A 14,540-nucleotide genomic window follows, 5' to 3' on the forward strand; every position below is an offset into this window, starting at 1 on the left:
ACTCGCGTTCGTCGCCGGGGGCGCTCCCTCATGTCCCAGAGGTCCCCATGCTCTCCTCCCTCGGCCACCGTATGAGCCGGCACCGTCTTCTCGTCCTCCTCGCCTGGGCCGTGCTCGTGGTCGTCGGCGGCGTCTTCGCCGGCGACGCCTTCGACCGCACCGTCTCGGTCGCCGACGCCCCGGCCGGCAGTGAGTCCCTGCGCGCCGCCGACCGCCTCGAGGCCCTCGACCCCGAGGGCGAGATCGTCACCGCCGTCATCCGCGGCGAGGACTTCTTCTCCCCGACGCTGCGCGACAGTGCGACCGCCGTCATGGCCGCGGTCCGCGCCGTCCCCGGGGTCGCCGAGGCGACCGACGCCTACACCGCGGGCGGGGCCATCGGCGACGACGGACGCTCGTCCCTGGTCGTCGTCGAACTCGCGCTCGGTCTCACCGGCGACGAGGCCGTCGCCGCGGCATCCGCCGTCTCCGATGTCCTCCACACGATCGACGCGCCCGAGGTCCTCGTCGGCGGCCCCCTCCTGGCGGAGGAGGTCTTCGTCGATCGGGCGACCACCGACGCAGCGGTCGGCGAGGGCGTGGCGATCCTCGTCCTCGTCGTGCTGCTCACCTTCGCGCTCGGCTCGCTGCGCATCGCCCTCGTGCCCGTCGTCGCCGCGCTCGCCGCGATCGCCCCGACGCTCGCGATCCTGGGTCTGCTCGCCCGCGTCGTCGACGTCAACGAGTTCGCGGTGAACGTCGTCACGATCCTGGGCCTCGGCCTGGCCGTCGACTACAGCCTCCTCGTGGTGCTGCGCCTCCGCGAGGAACGCGCCGCCGATCCCACCGCGCCCCTCGACGAGCTCGTCGCCCGTGCCGTCGCCGGTGCCGGCCGCGCGGTTCTCGTGTCGGGTCTGGCCGTGACCGTGGCCCTGCTCGGCATCCTGATCCTCGGCGACCCCCTGCTGTCGGGGATGGCGCTGGGTGGAGCGGTTGTCGTCGTGGTCGCCACTCTCGCGGGCGTGACGCTCGTACCGGCCGCGCTGTCGGTCCTGCATCGCGCGCTGCCGTCCGCCGGAGCGCGCACGTGGGCCCGCCCGTGGGGAGGCCGTGCCTCGCGCGAGGGGCTGCTGGCCCGGTCGACCCGTCTGGCTCAGCGCCGACCGGGGATCGTCGCCATCATCACCGCGGTGGTGATGCTGCTGCTCGCCGCTCCCGTGGCATCCCTCGCGCTCGACGACTCCGACGTCCGCTCCCTTCCCGCGACGGCCGAGGAACGACGCGCGTACGAGGCGACGACGACGGGCTTCGCCGGGATCGGGATCGAGCCCGTCACGGTCGTGCTCGACGGATCGATCCAGGATGCCGCCGTCACCGAAGTCCTCGACCGGATCGCGGCCCTCCCCGACGTCGCCGACGCCGACGTGGTGCAGGGGCTGCCGCCGGAGATCACCGCGGTCGCCTTCACCCCCGCCGGAGACAGCGCCACGGGAGACGCGGCGCAGAGACTGGTGGCGGAGGTGCGCGCTCTCGCGGCCCCCGTCCCCCTCGAAGTCACCGGGCCCGCCGCCTCTCTCATCGACACGCGCGACCACCTGGCGACGCGCCTGCCGTGGGCCCTGGTGATCGTCGCCGCGGCGAGTTTCGCCCTGCTCTTCGCGCTCACCCGCTCGCTCGTCATCCCCCTGAAGGCGCTCCTGCTCGCGACCCTCACGATGGCCTCGACCCTGGGAGTGCTCACCGCCGTCTTCGGCTGGGGCTGGGGCGCCCCCTTGCTCGGTTTCGAGCCCCGCGGCACGCTGGACGTGACCACCCCCCTGCTGATCGGGCTCCTCGCCTTCGGGCTCACGATGGATTACGAGGTGTTCCTGCTGTCGCGCATCACCGAGGGCTGGCGTGAGCGAGACCTGACCGCCGACCCTCGCGCGGCGAGCGCCGAGGCCGTGCGTCGCGGCATCGCCCGCACCGGCCCCGTCGTGACGCTGGCCGCGGCGGCGATCTGCATCGTCTTCGTCGGCTTCGCCGTCGGCGAGCTGGTCGCGATGAAGGAGATCGGGGTGGGCATGGTGACCGCGGTGGTCCTCGATGTCACCCTCGTGCGAGGGCTCCTTCTTCCCGCGCTGATGACGCTCCTCGGTCGTGCGAACTGGTGGCCGCATGCGCGTCGCCCGGTCGTGGGGCCCGCCGAGTCGACGCCCGCCGTCGATCGGCGCGTGCCCGTGCGGTCGTAGGCTGGAGGCATGCACGGCGAGTACAAGGTCCCCGGCGGAAAACTGGTCGTCGTCGACCTCGAAGAGCGCGAGGGCCGCATCCACGGCTTCCACCTGGCGGGTGACTTCTTCCTCGAGCCCGACGACGCCCTCGACGACATCGATGCGGCCGTCAACGGCATGCCGGTCGAGTCCGACGTCCCCACGCTTGCCGCGGCGATCCGCGCGGCGCTGCCCGAGGGGGCGCAGCTGCTCGGGTTCACCCCCGAGTCGGTCGCCACCGCGATCCGCCGCGCCCTGGTCACGGCTCCCGGCTGGGGCGACTTCGAGTGGGAGGTCGTGCACGACGGTCCCGTCTCGCCCCGCATGAACCTCGCGCTCGACGAGGTGCTCACCGCGCGCGTGGGCGCGGGGCTGCGCAAGCCGACCCTGCGCCTGTGGGAGTGGAACGAGAACGCCGTCGTCATCGGCTCGTTCCAGTCGCTGCGCAACGAGGTCGACCCCGAGGGTGCGGCGAAGCACGGCTTCGACGTGGTGCGCCGCATCTCGGGCGGGGGCGCCATGCTCATGGCCGCCAACTCGATCGTGACCTACTCGCTGTACGTCCCCGCGTCGCTGGTGGCGGGCATGACCTTCGCCGATTCGTACGCCTTCCTCGACGACTGGGTGCTGCAGGCCCTGCGCTCGCTCGGCATCGACGCGGTCTACCAGCCGCTCAACGACATCGCCGGTCCTCACGGCAAGATCGGCGGCGCCGCGCAGAAGCGCCTCGCCAACGGCGGGGTGCTGCACCACGCGACCCTGAGCTACGACATGGACGGCCAGGTGCTCACCGAGGTGCTGCGCATCGGCCGCGAGAAGCTCAGCGACAAGGGCACCGTGTCGGCCGCCAAGCGCGTCGACCCCCTGCGCAGCCAGACCGGTCTGCCGCGCGACGAGGTCATCGACCGCTTCATCCAGACCTTCACCACGCTCTACGGTGCGACCGAGGGGCACATCTCCGACGAGGAGTACGCCGAGGCCGAGGCCCTGGTCGCCTCCAAGTTCTCCACCGATCAGTGGCTGCAGCGCGTCCCGTGAGCGCCGACGTTCTGCCCGACGCCCCCGCCCCCGGCAGCGTCGCGATCCACCACGCCGACAATCTCGCGGTGACCCCGGGCTTTGCCGACGGCAGCTTCGCCCTCGTCTACCTCGACCCGCCGTTCAACACCGGTCGCACGCGCTCCAAGGCGGTCGAGTCGGCGACGCGCAAGCTCTCGGCTGAAGAGGCTCCGGATGCCGAGGAGCCCGACGTCGCGCCCGAGTCGGCGGCATCCGTCGACGATCCCAACATGCTCGACTTCCCCGAAGAGGAGCCGCCCCCGCCGCCGGTCGTGCAGCGCGGCTTCCACGGCCGGGAGTACGCGCGCCTGCGCGGCGACCTGCGCACCTACGACGACCGGTTCGACGACTACTGGGGCTTCCTCGAGCCGCGGCTCGTCGAGGCCTGGCGCCTGCTCGCCGACGACGGCACGCTCTACCTGCACCTCGATTACCGCGAGGTGCACTACGCCAAGGTCATGTGCGACGCGCTCTTCGGTCGCGACCACTTCTTGAACGAGCTGATCTGGGCCTACGACTACGGCGCCAAGACCAAGCGCCGCTGGCCCACCAAGCACGAGACGATCCTCGTGTACGTCAAGAACCCGTCGGCGTACTTCTTCGACTCCGATGCCGTCGACCGCGAGCCCTACATGGCCCCGGGCCTGGTGACGGCCGAGAAGGCTGCGCGCGGAAAGATGCCCACCGACGTCTGGTGGCACACGATCGTGCCGACGACCGGCCGCGAGAAGACCGGCTACCCGACGCAGAAGCCCGAGGGGGTGCTGCGCCGCATGGTGCAGGCCTCGTCGCGCCCGGGTGACAGGGTGCTTGACATGTTCGCCGGCAGTGGCACGCTCGGTGCGGTGGCCGCGCCCCTCGGGCGCGACAGCGTGCTGATCGACGACAACGCCGACGCGGTCGCCGTGATGCGCAAGCGTCTCGCGGCGTTCGGCGATTGACCCGCTAGGCCCGCGAGCCCACGAGCGCGCCGACCAGTCCTTCGATCTCCTCCTCGCCCACGGAGTAGGGCAGCACGGGGTGGCCGTTCGTGGCGATGAGCACGGCGACGGGGCGCTGCGAGCCGATGTCGAGCGCCTGCGCGAGCGCGCCGCCGAGGTCGAGCGCGGCGCCCGTGCGGGGGCCGTCGGCCTGGCGGGCGGGGGCGTTCCAGTCGAGGCCCGGTCCCACCGCGTAAACGATGCGCGCGTCCATGAAGCCGGCCAGCGCGTCGTGGTGCCGGTCGAGCACGGCGGCCGCGCGCTCGCATTTGCCGCAGAGCGGCTGCGTGAACAGCAGCAGCTGCGCGCGTCCGCGCACGGCCTCGGTCACGACGTCGATGACGAGCCCGTCCTCGCGCAGCAGCGGCGGACGGTGGTTCAGGATGTCGGGCGAGGGCAGGCCCCCGCGTCGGCCGGCGCGGGCGGCCACGAACCCCGCGACCACGAGTGCCGCGCTCGCGCCGAGGGTCAGCGCGCTCGCCACCGGGGCGACGACGAGAAGCGCGAGAGCGGAGGGCACGCCCGCGGCCGAGGCTGCGGAGGCGGCACCCGCCATCACGAGCGCGCCCAGCGTGAACACGCCGTTGCGGCGCACGAGGGCCGCCGACACCGGCGTATCGGCCCACCGGCCGAAACATCCGCAGTCCTCCGCCGACCCGCGCTCGACCGCACGCGTGACCACGACCGTGAACGCCGCGAGCAGCACCACCGCGGCGCCGGCCGCGGCGACCCGCACGAACCCGTCGCCGAGCGCCAGCGCAACGCCGAGCACGATCTCGACCACCGAGACCGCGGCGACGCTCGCGCGCGCGGCCCTCTGGGGCAGGCGCAGTGCCGAGAGCGTCCGAGGGGCGTCGTCGAGGGCGACGAGCTTGGCGATGCCGCTGGTCACGAGTGCGGGAGCGGCGATGCAGACGAGGGCGAGGATGACGGGGGCGAGGGCGGACGTGGACGGCGTCATGATCCCCAGGATGTCGCCGCGCGGGAGGCCCACCGGTCGTGGCGCCCCTCGGTTCACCCGGCGGGGTCGCCCACCTCGCCCGCCCTGGGGGATTCGGCTTCCGACCGGCCCCGCGATCACCGCCCGGGCCTAGGGTGAGGCCATGGACTTCGGCATCTTCGTTCCGCAGGGCTGGCGCTTCGACCTCGTGGGGATCGACCCCGCCGAGCACTGGCGGGTGATGAACTCCCTCGCCCAGAGCGCCGACGACGGTCCGTGGACCTCGCTCTGGGTCTACGACCACTTCCACACCACCCCCGTGCCGAGCAGCGAGGCCACGCACGAGGCGTGGACGCTCATGGCCGCCTTCGCCGCCGCGACCGACCGCGTGCGCCTCGGCCAGATGTGCACGTGCATGGGCTACCGCAACCCCGCCTACCTCGCGAAGGTCGCGGCGACGGTCGACGCGATCTCGGGCGGTCGCGCCGAGATGGGCATCGGCGGCGGCTGGTACGAGCACGAGTGGAAGGCCTACGGCTTCGGCTTCCCGCCCATCGCCGAGCGCCTCGGGCGCCTGCGCGAGGGCGTCGAGATCATGCACCAGGCGTGGACCACCGGTGAGGCCACCCTGTCGGGCACGTACTACGAGGTCGACGGCGCGATCGTGCAGCCCAAGCCCCTGCAGCCCGGCGGCATCCCGCTGTGGATCGCCGGCGGCGGCGAGAAGGTCACGCTCAAGATCGCGGCGAAGTACGCCTCGTACACCAACTTCGGCGGCTCGCTCGAGGAGTTCGACCACAAGTCCGAGGTGCTGCGCGGTCACTGCGAGACCCTCGGCCGCGACACGTCCGAGATCACCCGCTCGACGAACTTCAACACGATCGTCGCCGCGACCGAGGCCGAGGCCGCCGATCGCCTGGCCGCCGTCGTCGCGCGCCTGCGTCCGCACGTGGGCGACGAGCGGGCGGATGCCATCGAGGCCGACTACCGCTCCTCCGACGCGTTCGGCACGCCCGAGCAGATCGTCGAGCGCCTGCGCGAGCGGGCCGACCACGGCCTCGGCTACGCGATCCACTACTTCCCCGAGGCCGCCTACGACACGTCGGGCATCTCGCTGTTCGAGCGCGAGGTCATCCCGCAGCTCTGATCGTCATCCCCTTCCGCGTGAGGGGTCGTTTCCCGTCGCCGTGCAGACGCCTGAGCGACGGGGAGTGACCCCTCACGCGCGAGATCGCGGGTCAGACCAGCGGCGCGACATCGGCGTACGCGTCGGTCTCGACGGCGGGGGCGGATGCCGCGGCGCCGAACACCCGCGCGCGCCTCGTCGCGGCATCCCACGCCGGCCACCCCGGATCGCCGTCGCGCGCGAACGCCACCGCCGCGGCGTGCATCCCGGCGGCCAGAGGGGCCGGGGGAGTCTCGCCCGCGATGCGGTCCACGCCCTCGGCGTCGAGGTGATCGAACCAGAACGGCACGTCGAGGCAGTGCCCGGCGATCCCGAGCGACGGCGACCGCCACGCGAACCGGTAGAGCCAGGTGGGGGCCCCCGCGCGGGCCCGGGCCGCGCGCAGCACCGTCGCGCGGATCACGCGATCGCTCGCGTAGCCGCCGAGCACGGCCGTGGCGCCCCGGCGTCTCGTGCGCTCGAGGTAGGCGCGGCGGCGCGAGCGCCCGAGCCCCAGCACCGCCAACGCGAACGGAACCGGCACCAGCCGCAGCACCGCCCGGAACCGCGCGGTCAGCCCGGTGAACTCGTCGTCCGTCGACCCGATCACCAGCGGGATCTCGGCCGAGGCGCCTTCGGCCAGAGCGTCGAGAGGGGCCACCGGCAGCAGTTCGCCGTCGATGACCGGCCCCAGGGGCAGCCCGTCGTCGAGCAGAGCGGTGAGCCCCGACACGCGCGCTCCGCGCTCGGGTTTCTGCGCCGCGCGCTGCAGGGAGATGAGGTGCTCCTCGGGGACCCCGGCGAACCCGTCGCGGTCGGCAGAGACCCCGGCCAGCCGCGCCACGCGGTCGGCGAAGCGGCGCGCGGTCGATCCCGCGACAGCGCCCACGGCGGGCGAGATCGCCATCGCGGCGCGGAAGAGTCCGGATGCCGCGGGGCTGGCCATCAGCGCGAGGACCGACCCGCCGCCCGCGGACTGCCCCGCGATCGTCACCCGGGCGGGGTCGCCGCCGAACCCGCGGATCTCGTCGCGCACCCACTCCAGCGCGGCGATCTGATCGCGCAGGCCACGGTTCGAGGGAGTGCCTTCGATCGCACCGAACCCGTCGAAGCCCAACCGGTACGAGATCACGACCGTCACGACGCCGTCGCGCGCGAACGCGTCGCCGTCGTACCAGCGGCTGGCCGGCGACCCCGACACGAAGCCGCCGCCGTGGATCCATACGAGCACGGGCAGCGCGGCATCCGGAACCGCATCGGCGGGAGCGAAGACGTTGACGTTCAGCGTGGCCTCGCCCGGCACGCTCGGCTCGGGGATCAGCGTGATGCCGGCGTCGCCGCGTTGCGTCGTGGCGCCGTACGTCGTGGCCTCGCGCACCCCGTCCCAGGCGTCGACGGGCTCGGGGGCGGCGAAGCGCAGCGCACCCACGGGGGCCTGGGCGAACGGGATGCCGAGGAACACGGCCGTCCGACCCCGACGGAACCCCCGCACCTCACCCTTCGACGTGTGCGCGAGCGGAGCGGCATCCATGCCCCTCATCCTGCCGCGCCGAGCTCGATTCACCCCGAAGCGCGCGCGCCGTCCCACCAGCGCAGCACGCGCAGCGCGAAGAACGTCAACCATCTCGAGGGCTCACCCGCGGGCACGTCGACCGGGAACCACACGGCGCCGTCCATCGGATACGCCTGGTGCCACGTTCCGTCGGGGTCGCGCGAGGCGCGGACGCGGTCGACGGCCTCGGACAGCCGCGGATCGGGTGCCTCCCCGTCATGCAGCGCGGCGGCGCGGAAGTGATCGAGGGCGCGCAGCGCGCTGTACCGGTGGCGGAAGGGGTAGCCGAGGTGGTGCGCCCACACGTGGCGCTCGCCGGTGGAGAGCCGGTAGAGCAGGCGTCGCTCGAGCAGGTACTCCTCGCCGGCCTTGCGGGCGGCGTGCAGTTCGGGGGTGCCGCCGCTGCGCCACTCGTCGTCGAGGATCCCGATCACCGAGTTGAGCGTCGAGTGGAACGACGATCTCGTCGAGCCCTCCACCCACTCGCAGTTCCAGCCGCCGTCCGGCAGGCGGTGCGTGACGAACCAGTCCCGGATGCCGCTGACGTCCGCCCCGAGCCACGCTCCGCTGGCGAGGGTGAAGGCGTTGATGCACGCGTCGACCTCACCGTCCCAGAAGGGGAGGTCGTCGTACTCCCAGCGGGCGTTGCGCGTCAGGAGCCCGGCGGTGTCGGGGCGGAGGGCATCGGCATCCACCCCCCATTCCCGAAGGCTCATGAGCGACCACGACGTCGCGGTCCAGGGTTGCGGCTCGTCTTCCGGGAAGTCGGCGGGGAAGTGCGCGCCGCCCGCCCAGAGTCCGTCTTCGCCCTGCGCGGCGAGCAGCTGCGCCCCGAAGCCCTCGTGAGCGACACGGGCGCGGGTGGCCTCCCAGGTCGCCTCGGGTTCATCGAGAAGGTCGCGCTCGACCTTCCACCGCAGGCTCGGGTCGCTGTCGCGCAGCCAGGCCAGTACCTCGTCGTCGCCCATGCGGGCAGGTTACGCCGAGGGTCCCGCGGGCGGTACACAACTCAGGAGATTCGCGTCGGTTCCGGGCCCGGGGGAGGCGGATGTGCCGGTTTTCGGCCGAATCTCCGGAGTTGTGTACGCGGCGACCGGGCGGCCCCGCCGGCCGGTCACGCGTCGCGGCGGGCGCCCTCCGAGGGGGTCACGGTGAAGACGTTCGGGGCGCGGTATCCGGATGCCGAGAACGCGGCGTGCACCGCGTCGGTCGCCGCCTCGATGAGCCCGACCGGCATGAGGGCGATGGCCGACCCGCCGAAGCCGCCGCCGGTCATGCGGGCACCGAGCGCTCCGTTCACCAGCGCCGTGTCGACGGCGAGGTCGAGCTCGGGCACCGAGATCTCGAAGTCGTCGCGCATCGAGACGTGCGAGGCGACCAGCAGGTCGCCGATCGCGGAGGGACCGTCGGCGTCGAGGGCGGCCACGGTGTCGAGAACGCGCTGGTTCTCGGTGATCACGTGACGGACGCGGCGGAAGGTGACGTCGTCGAGCAGCTCCTGAGCGCGCGGCAGGTCGTCGACGGTGAGATCGCGCAGCGAGGCGACGCCGAACGCGGCCGCACCCCGCTCGCAGGCCTCGCGACGCTCGCGGTACCCGCCGGTGGAGTGCGCGTGCTCGACGAGGGTGTCGACGACGAGGATCGACAGGCCGGCGTCGGCGAAGCCGAGCGGCACGGGGCGCGTGTCGAGCGTGCGGCAGTCGAGGAAGGTCGCGGCGTCGGCGACGCCGAGCATCGAGGCCATCTGGTCCATGATCCCGGTGGGCGCGCCCACGGCGTCGTTCTCGGCGACGCGGCCGACGCGGGCGAGGGCGACCTTGTCGAGACCGGTTGCCCAGACGTCGTTCAGGGCGGATGCCACGGCTCCCTCGATCGCCGCCGACGACGACAGTCCGGCTCCCACCGGAACCTCCGAGGCCAGGGCGATGTCGACGCCGCGGGTCACGGCATCCGGAACCTCACGACGCAGCGCCCACGCCACGCCGAGCGGGTACCCGGCCCAGTCGAGGCCGCCGGCGGCGATGCGGTCGTCGAGCTCGGCGAGCGAGACCTCGACGGGCTCGTCGGCGAACGTCGAGCTGACGCGGATCACGTCGTCGTCGCGCAGGGCGACGGCGGCGGCGGTGCGCTGAGCGATCGCGAAGGGGAAGACGAAGCCCTCGTTGTAGTCGGTGTGCTCGCCGATGAGGTTGGCGCGGCCGGGGGCCGACCACACTCCCGCGACGGGCGCGTCGGTGAGGGTGGCGAGAAGGGCGCGGGCGTCGTCGACGGCGGTCATGCCGTCACCTCCGGAACGGTGTCGAGGGCGGCGCGCAGGCGCTCGGCCTGCGACTCGGGGGTCACATCGCCGATCCAGGCGCCCATGGCGGACTCGGATCCGGCGAGGTACTTCAGCTTGTCCGCGGCGCGGCGCGGCGAGGTGATCTGCAGGTTGAGGCGGATCGCGTCGCGCGCGCGGTCGACCGGAGCCTGGTGCCACGCGGCGATGTAGGGCGTGGGGGTGTCGTACAGCGTGTCGATGCCGCGCAGCAGTCGCAGGTAGAACGGGGCGAGTTCGTCGCGCTCGGCGTCGGTCGTCTCGGACAGATCGGCGACGTGGCGGTGCGGCAGCACGTGCACCTCGATGGGCCAGCGGGCGGCGAACGGCACGAACGCCGTCCAGTGCTCGCCCCGCAGCACGACGCGGTCGCCGGCCTGCTCGAACTCGAGGATGCGGGCGAACAGGTCGTCGGAGGTGCGCGAGATCGTGTCGAGCAGGCGCTGCGTGCGGGGCGTGACGTAGGGGTAGGCGTAGATCTGGCCGTGCGGGTGGGGGAGGGTGACGCCGATGTCCTTGCCGCGGTTCTCGAAGGGGAACACCTGACGGATGCCGGGGAGCTGCGACAGCGCGGCGGTGCGGTCGGCCCACGCCTCGATGACGGTGCGGGCGCGCGTGCGCGAGAGCGAACCGAACGACCCCTCGTGCTCGGGGCTGAAGCAGACGACCTCGCAGCGACCGACGGACGTGCGGGTGCGGCCGAGGCCGAGGTGCTCGAGGTCGTCGGCACCGCGCGGGGGATCGACGGCTTCCGGGGCGTCGCCGACCGCGGCGTCGAGGGCGGGGCCGAACGAGGGCGACTTGTTCTCGAAGACCGCGACGTCGTAGAGCGAGGGGATCTCCGACGGGTTGGTCGGCGTCTGCGGCGAGAGCGGGTCGAGGTGCGCCGGGGGGAGGAACGCCCGGTTCTGACGGTTGGATGCCACGGTGATCCAGTCACCGGTCAGCACGTCCTGACGCATGGTCGCGGTGGTGGGCCGCGGGTCGAGGGTGCGGGCGTCGACCGCGCGCTCGGCGCCGAGCGCGGTGCCGGGATCGTCGAAGTAGATCAGTTCGCGGCCGTCGGCGAGGCGCGTCGGTCGCTTGACGACGCCGGCGCCCAGCTCGATCGCGGTGGGGGTCTCCGTGTTCACGATAACACGCTACATCTGGCGCGTGATATCGTCAACACGGAGGGGGCGCGATGCGTGTATCCATGGCCGACGTGGCCGAGAGGGCCGGGGTGTCGGCGCAGACGGTGTCGCGCGTGGCCAACGGCAGTCCCCGGGTCGACCCCGCCACCCGCGTCCGCGTCGAGAAGGCCATGGCCGACCTTGGCTACCGCATGCACCGGGCGGCGCGCGCCCTGCGCACCGGGCAGACCTCCACGATCGGCCTCGTCGTGTCGACCCTCGCGTCGGTCGGCAACTCGCGCATGCTGCAGGCGATCTCCGAGGCCGCGGCCGAGCGCGAGTACGCCCTCGCCGTGGTGACGGTCGGCGAACGCGGCATCCGCGACGCCTTCGCGCGCCTGCGGTCGCAGGGTGTCGACGGAGCGGTCGTGCTCAACGAGGCGACCGAGCTCGCGCGCGACGTCGAGCCGCCCGCCGACCTGCACCTCGTCGTCGTCGACTCCCCGTCCGACGCCCGCTTCTCGATCGTGCAGACCGACCACGCCGGCGGAGCGCGTGCCGCGACCGCTCACCTGCTCGGCCTCGGGCACCGCACGGTGCACCACCTCGCCGGGCCCGCGGGGTCGTTCGCCGCGGCGGAGCGCGAGCGCGGATGGCGTGAGACGCTGATCGAGGTCGCCGCGACGGTGCCCGAACCCGTCCGGGGCGACTGGACCTCGGCATCCGGTCACTCGGCCGTCTCCGGCCTCGTCGGCGCCACCGCGATCTTCGTGGCCAACGACCAGATGGCACTGGGGGCCTTGCGTGCCCTCGCCGACGCGGGGCGACGGGTGCCCGACGACGTCGCCGTGGTCGGCTTCGACGACATCGCGGATGCCGCGCAGTTCCGCCCGCCGTTGACCACCGTGCGACAGGACTTCGACGCCCTCGGTCGGCGCGCGGTCGCCGCCCTGATCGCCGCGATCGAGGGCGGGGAGCCGATCGCCGAGTCGGTGCCCGCGGCGCTGGTGGTGCGCGAGAGCAGCACGGCGGTCTGACCCGCCCAGGTGGTACACCGGATACCTCGGTGGTACACTCGGCGCATGCCGACCACCCGACCGCGCACGCAGGTGACGCACACGCGCGACGTCGAAGAGGCCCTCCGCATCGCGCGTTCGCTCTGGCCGGATGAGTCCCCGAGCGCACTGCTCCTGCACCTCGTCGTGAGGGGCGGCCAGGCGATCCGCGACGAGCAGGCGCAGCGCGCACGCGCCCGTCGCGGGGCGGTGGACGCAGCGGTCGAGCGGTTCGCGGGGATCTACCCCGAGGGGTATCTCCGTGAACTCCGCGCGGACTGGCCCGAGTGATCGTGCTCGACGCCGGTGTCGTCATCGCCCTGTTCAGCCCCGGCGACGCGCACCACGACCGGGCGAAGGCCCTGTTGACGGAACAGCCCGGGCCCTTCCTCATGCACTCCCTGACGGTGTCGGAGACGCTGGTCGCCGCCGCCCGCGTCGGGCGCGAAGAAGAGCTGTGGGGTGCGCTCCGCGACCTCGGGGTGGACGTCGCGCCGATGGGTCCCGACGAGCCCCTCGTGCTCGCACGGCTGCGCGCGCGGCACACGCTGAAGATGCCCGACACATGCGTCCTCGCGGCGGCGGTGCACCATCGCTTTCCGCTCGCGACATTCGATGCGCGTCTCGCCGCCGTCGCCGAAGAGATGTCGCTCGGTCTCGCCGTGCCGGCGGTCGACTGACCACCCCTCCGCCCGCCGCCCCGCGGCATCCGGCAACGAAGAACGCCCGCGGATGCCGGAGCATCCGCGGGCGCCTCTCGTGGGGAGAGTCTGTTACTTCTTTACCGGGATCGACTGCGACTCGAGCGTGCTGATGGTCGAGTCCTGACCCTTCTGCAGGGCGTCGGCGAGGGTGCCGCTGCCGCTGACCGCCGCCTTGAAGCCGTCGGAGACGTCGGCGTAGGTCTTGGTCATGGTCGGGCCCCACACGAAGTCGGGGTTCACCTCGGTGGCCGCCTTCGCGAACACGTCGTAGATCTTCTGGCCGCCGTAGAACTCCACACCGTTGCCCAGGGAGGGGAGCTTGAGGCCCTCGGTGGTGGCCGGGTAGAGGTTGGCCTCTTCGTTCAGCGCGGTGAGCGCCTCTTCCGAGGTGTTCAGCCACAGGGCGAACTTCGTCGCCTCGTAGGGGTGCTCGCTGCCCTTGAGTACGGCGATCGACGATCCGCCCCAGTTGCCCGCGACGTTCTCACCGGCCGACCACTGCGGCAGGTCGGAGACGGCCCAGCCGCCCGCGGTGTCGGGAGCACCGCTCGAGATCGAGTTGGCGCCCCACACGGCCGAGTTCCAGGTCCAGACCTGGCTCGAGTTGTAGGCGTTGTTCCACTCGTCGGTCCACGCGGGGTAGGTCGAGACGAGGTCCTGGTCGATCAGCGACTGCCAGTAGTCGGCGACCTTGGTCGAGGCGGGGTCGGTCAGCGAGACGGTCCAGCCCTCGGAGTCGTTGCCGAACCACTGTCCGCCGGCCTGCCAGACGAAGCCGGCGAACTGGTTGATGTCGGACTGCGAGAAGTTCGTGATGTAGCCGCCGAGCGCGCGGATCTTCTTCGCGGCCTCGGCGTACTCGTCCCACGTGGTGGGGACCGCGATGCCGTTCGCCGCGAACAGGTCCTTGCGGTAGAACAGCGCCATCGGGCCGATGTCCTGGGGGATGCCGTAGACGGCGTCGTCCTGACCGAGCGCGACCTGGTTCCAGGCCCACGGCACGAACTGGTCCTTCGCGGCGACCACGTCGGCGCAGCCGGCGATGTTCTCGATGCCGTCCTGCACGAGGAAGTTCGGCAGGGCGTCGTACTCGATCTGGCCGAGGTCGGGGGCGTTGCCGGCCGCGATCTGGTTGAAGAAGTTCTGGTAGGTGCCGCTGTTGCCGTTGGGGCCGGTCTGCACCTTGACCTGGATGTCGGGGTTCTCCGAGTTCCACATATCGACGACCTTCTCGATACCGGGGATCCACGAGGTGAACTCGAGTGTGACCTGTCCGTCGGCCGGAGCGCAGTCGGCTGCGGCCGCGGCGCCGTCGCCGCTTCCGCCGCCGGCGCAACCGGCCAGGAGCAGAGCCGACAGCGCGACGCCCGAGGTCGCGGCGAGGATTCTGTGCTTCATGGGAATGCCTTTCTCTGGGTGCCCGGG

The 14,540-nt window shown here is 72.5% G+C and carries 13 protein-coding genes; 7 read left to right on the forward strand and 6 right to left on the reverse strand.

The window, feature by feature from the left end; translation table 11 throughout:
• Positions 1 to 47: 47 nt before the first annotated feature.
• The 3 genes from ABXS86_RS12575 to ABXS86_RS12585 are packed head-to-tail and all read left to right on the forward strand — an operon-like array spanning position 48 to position 4,231.
• Positions 48 to 2,210 carry an MMPL family transporter gene (locus ABXS86_RS12575; RefSeq protein WP_353664698.1) on the forward strand — a complete coding sequence of 721 codons (2,163 nt, stop codon included), beginning with the start codon at positions 48 to 50 and terminating at the stop codon, positions 2,208 to 2,210.
• Positions 2,211 to 2,219: 9 nt separating this feature from the next.
• Complete coding sequence (locus tag ABXS86_RS12580) at positions 2,220 to 3,269, forward strand: biotin/lipoate A/B protein ligase family protein (protein ID WP_307206710.1); 1,050 nt, start codon at positions 2,220 to 2,222, stop codon at positions 3,267 to 3,269.
• On the forward strand, positions 3,266 to 4,231 hold the full coding sequence (locus tag ABXS86_RS12585) for a DNA-methyltransferase (protein WP_353664699.1): 966 nt from the start codon (positions 3,266 to 3,268) through the stop codon (positions 4,229 to 4,231). The genes ABXS86_RS12580 and ABXS86_RS12585 overlap by 4 nt, the downstream gene beginning before the upstream one ends.
• 4 nt (positions 4,232 to 4,235) lie before the next feature.
• On the opposite strand, the gene ABXS86_RS12590 is transcribed toward ABXS86_RS12585, so the two are convergent.
• Positions 4,236 to 5,231, reverse strand: coding sequence for a MauE/DoxX family redox-associated membrane protein (locus ABXS86_RS12590; RefSeq protein ID WP_353664700.1), 996 nt, complete (start codon positions 5,229 to 5,231; stop codon positions 4,236 to 4,238).
• 142 nt (positions 5,232 to 5,373) lie between these two features.
• On the opposite strand from ABXS86_RS12590, the gene ABXS86_RS12595 reads away from it, so the two are divergent.
• Positions 5,374 to 6,357, forward strand: coding sequence for an LLM class F420-dependent oxidoreductase (locus ABXS86_RS12595; RefSeq protein ID WP_353664701.1), 984 nt, complete (start codon positions 5,374 to 5,376; stop codon positions 6,355 to 6,357).
• Positions 6,358 to 6,448: 91 nt separating this feature from the next.
• Here the strand turns inward: ABXS86_RS12595 and ABXS86_RS12600 are convergent, their stop codons facing one another.
• The 4 genes from ABXS86_RS12600 to galT all read right to left on the reverse strand — a co-directional run bounded on the left by ABXS86_RS12600 (position 6,449) and on the right by galT (position 11,377).
• Positions 6,449 to 7,906 carry a carboxylesterase/lipase family protein gene (locus tag ABXS86_RS12600; RefSeq protein ID WP_353664702.1) on the reverse strand — a complete coding sequence of 486 codons (1,458 nt, stop codon included), beginning with the start codon at positions 7,904 to 7,906 and terminating at the stop codon, positions 6,449 to 6,451.
• Positions 7,907 to 7,935: 29 nt separating this feature from the next.
• Entirely contained in the window at positions 7,936 to 8,895 is a 960-nt protein-coding gene (locus tag ABXS86_RS12605; protein ID WP_353664703.1) for a squalene cyclase, read from the reverse strand.
• Positions 8,896 to 9,041: 146 nt separating this feature from the next.
• Positions 9,042 to 10,205 carry a galactokinase gene (gene galK / locus ABXS86_RS12610; protein WP_353664704.1) on the reverse strand — a complete coding sequence of 388 codons (1,164 nt, stop codon included), beginning with the start codon at positions 10,203 to 10,205 and terminating at the stop codon, positions 9,042 to 9,044.
• A complete protein-coding gene (galT, locus tag ABXS86_RS12615) occupies positions 10,202 to 11,377 on the reverse strand; it encodes a galactose-1-phosphate uridylyltransferase (RefSeq protein WP_353664705.1) in 1,176 nt (391 codons plus the stop codon). Before galT ends, galK begins: the two co-directional genes overlap by 4 nt.
• Positions 11,378 to 11,427: 50 nt before the next feature.
• Between galT and ABXS86_RS12620 the strand changes: the two genes are divergently transcribed.
• The 3 genes from ABXS86_RS12620 to ABXS86_RS12630 are packed head-to-tail and all read left to right on the forward strand — an operon-like array spanning position 11,428 to position 13,091.
• Positions 11,428 to 12,393 (forward strand): LacI family DNA-binding transcriptional regulator, encoded by a 966-nt coding sequence (locus ABXS86_RS12620; RefSeq protein WP_353664706.1) that lies wholly within the window; start codon positions 11,428 to 11,430, stop codon positions 12,391 to 12,393.
• A gap of 45 nt (positions 12,394 to 12,438) precedes the next feature.
• The gene (locus ABXS86_RS12625) at positions 12,439 to 12,702 is read left to right on the forward strand and encodes a hypothetical protein (RefSeq protein ID WP_353664707.1); all 264 of its coding nucleotides are present in this window, start codon (positions 12,439 to 12,441) and stop codon (positions 12,700 to 12,702) included.
• Positions 12,699 to 13,091, forward strand: coding sequence for a type II toxin-antitoxin system VapC family toxin (locus ABXS86_RS12630; protein ID WP_353664708.1), 393 nt, complete (start codon positions 12,699 to 12,701; stop codon positions 13,089 to 13,091). The genes ABXS86_RS12625 and ABXS86_RS12630 overlap by 4 nt, the downstream gene beginning before the upstream one ends.
• Positions 13,092 to 13,184: 93 nt before the next feature.
• Here the strand turns inward: ABXS86_RS12630 and ABXS86_RS12635 are convergent, their stop codons facing one another.
• A complete protein-coding gene (locus tag ABXS86_RS12635) occupies positions 13,185 to 14,513 on the reverse strand; it encodes an ABC transporter substrate-binding protein (protein WP_353664709.1) in 1,329 nt (442 codons plus the stop codon).
• Positions 14,514 to 14,540 lie beyond the last annotated feature (27 nt).

Source organism: Microbacterium sp. che218, from assembly GCF_040436305.1.
Lineage (GTDB): Bacteria > Actinomycetota > Actinomycetes > Actinomycetales > Microbacteriaceae > Microbacterium > Microbacterium algihabitans.

Coding starts and splice junctions, on each gene's coding strand:
- ABXS86_RS12590 (WP_353664700.1), bottom strand. CDS start 5,231: ATGACGCCGTCCACGTCCGCCCTCGCCCCCGTCATCCTCGCCCTCGTC.
- ABXS86_RS12575 (WP_353664698.1), top strand. CDS start 48: ATGCTCTCCTCCCTCGGCCACCGTATGAGCCGGCACCGTCTTCTCGTC.
- galK (WP_353664704.1), bottom strand. CDS start 10,205: ATGACCGCCGTCGACGACGCCCGCGCCCTTCTCGCCACCCTCACCGAC.
- ABXS86_RS12600 (WP_353664702.1), bottom strand. CDS start 7,906: ATGGATGCCGCTCCGCTCGCGCACACGTCGAAGGGTGAGGTGCGGGGG.
- ABXS86_RS12580 (WP_307206710.1), top strand. CDS start 2,220: ATGCACGGCGAGTACAAGGTCCCCGGCGGAAAACTGGTCGTCGTCGAC.
- ABXS86_RS12625 (WP_353664707.1), top strand. CDS start 12,439: ATGCCGACCACCCGACCGCGCACGCAGGTGACGCACACGCGCGACGTC.
- ABXS86_RS12605 (WP_353664703.1), bottom strand. CDS start 8,895: ATGGGCGACGACGAGGTACTGGCCTGGCTGCGCGACAGCGACCCGAGC.
- ABXS86_RS12635 (WP_353664709.1), bottom strand. CDS start 14,513: ATGAAGCACAGAATCCTCGCCGCGACCTCGGGCGTCGCGCTGTCGGCT.
- ABXS86_RS12620 (WP_353664706.1), top strand. CDS start 11,428: ATGCGTGTATCCATGGCCGACGTGGCCGAGAGGGCCGGGGTGTCGGCG.
- ABXS86_RS12595 (WP_353664701.1), top strand. CDS start 5,374: ATGGACTTCGGCATCTTCGTTCCGCAGGGCTGGCGCTTCGACCTCGTG.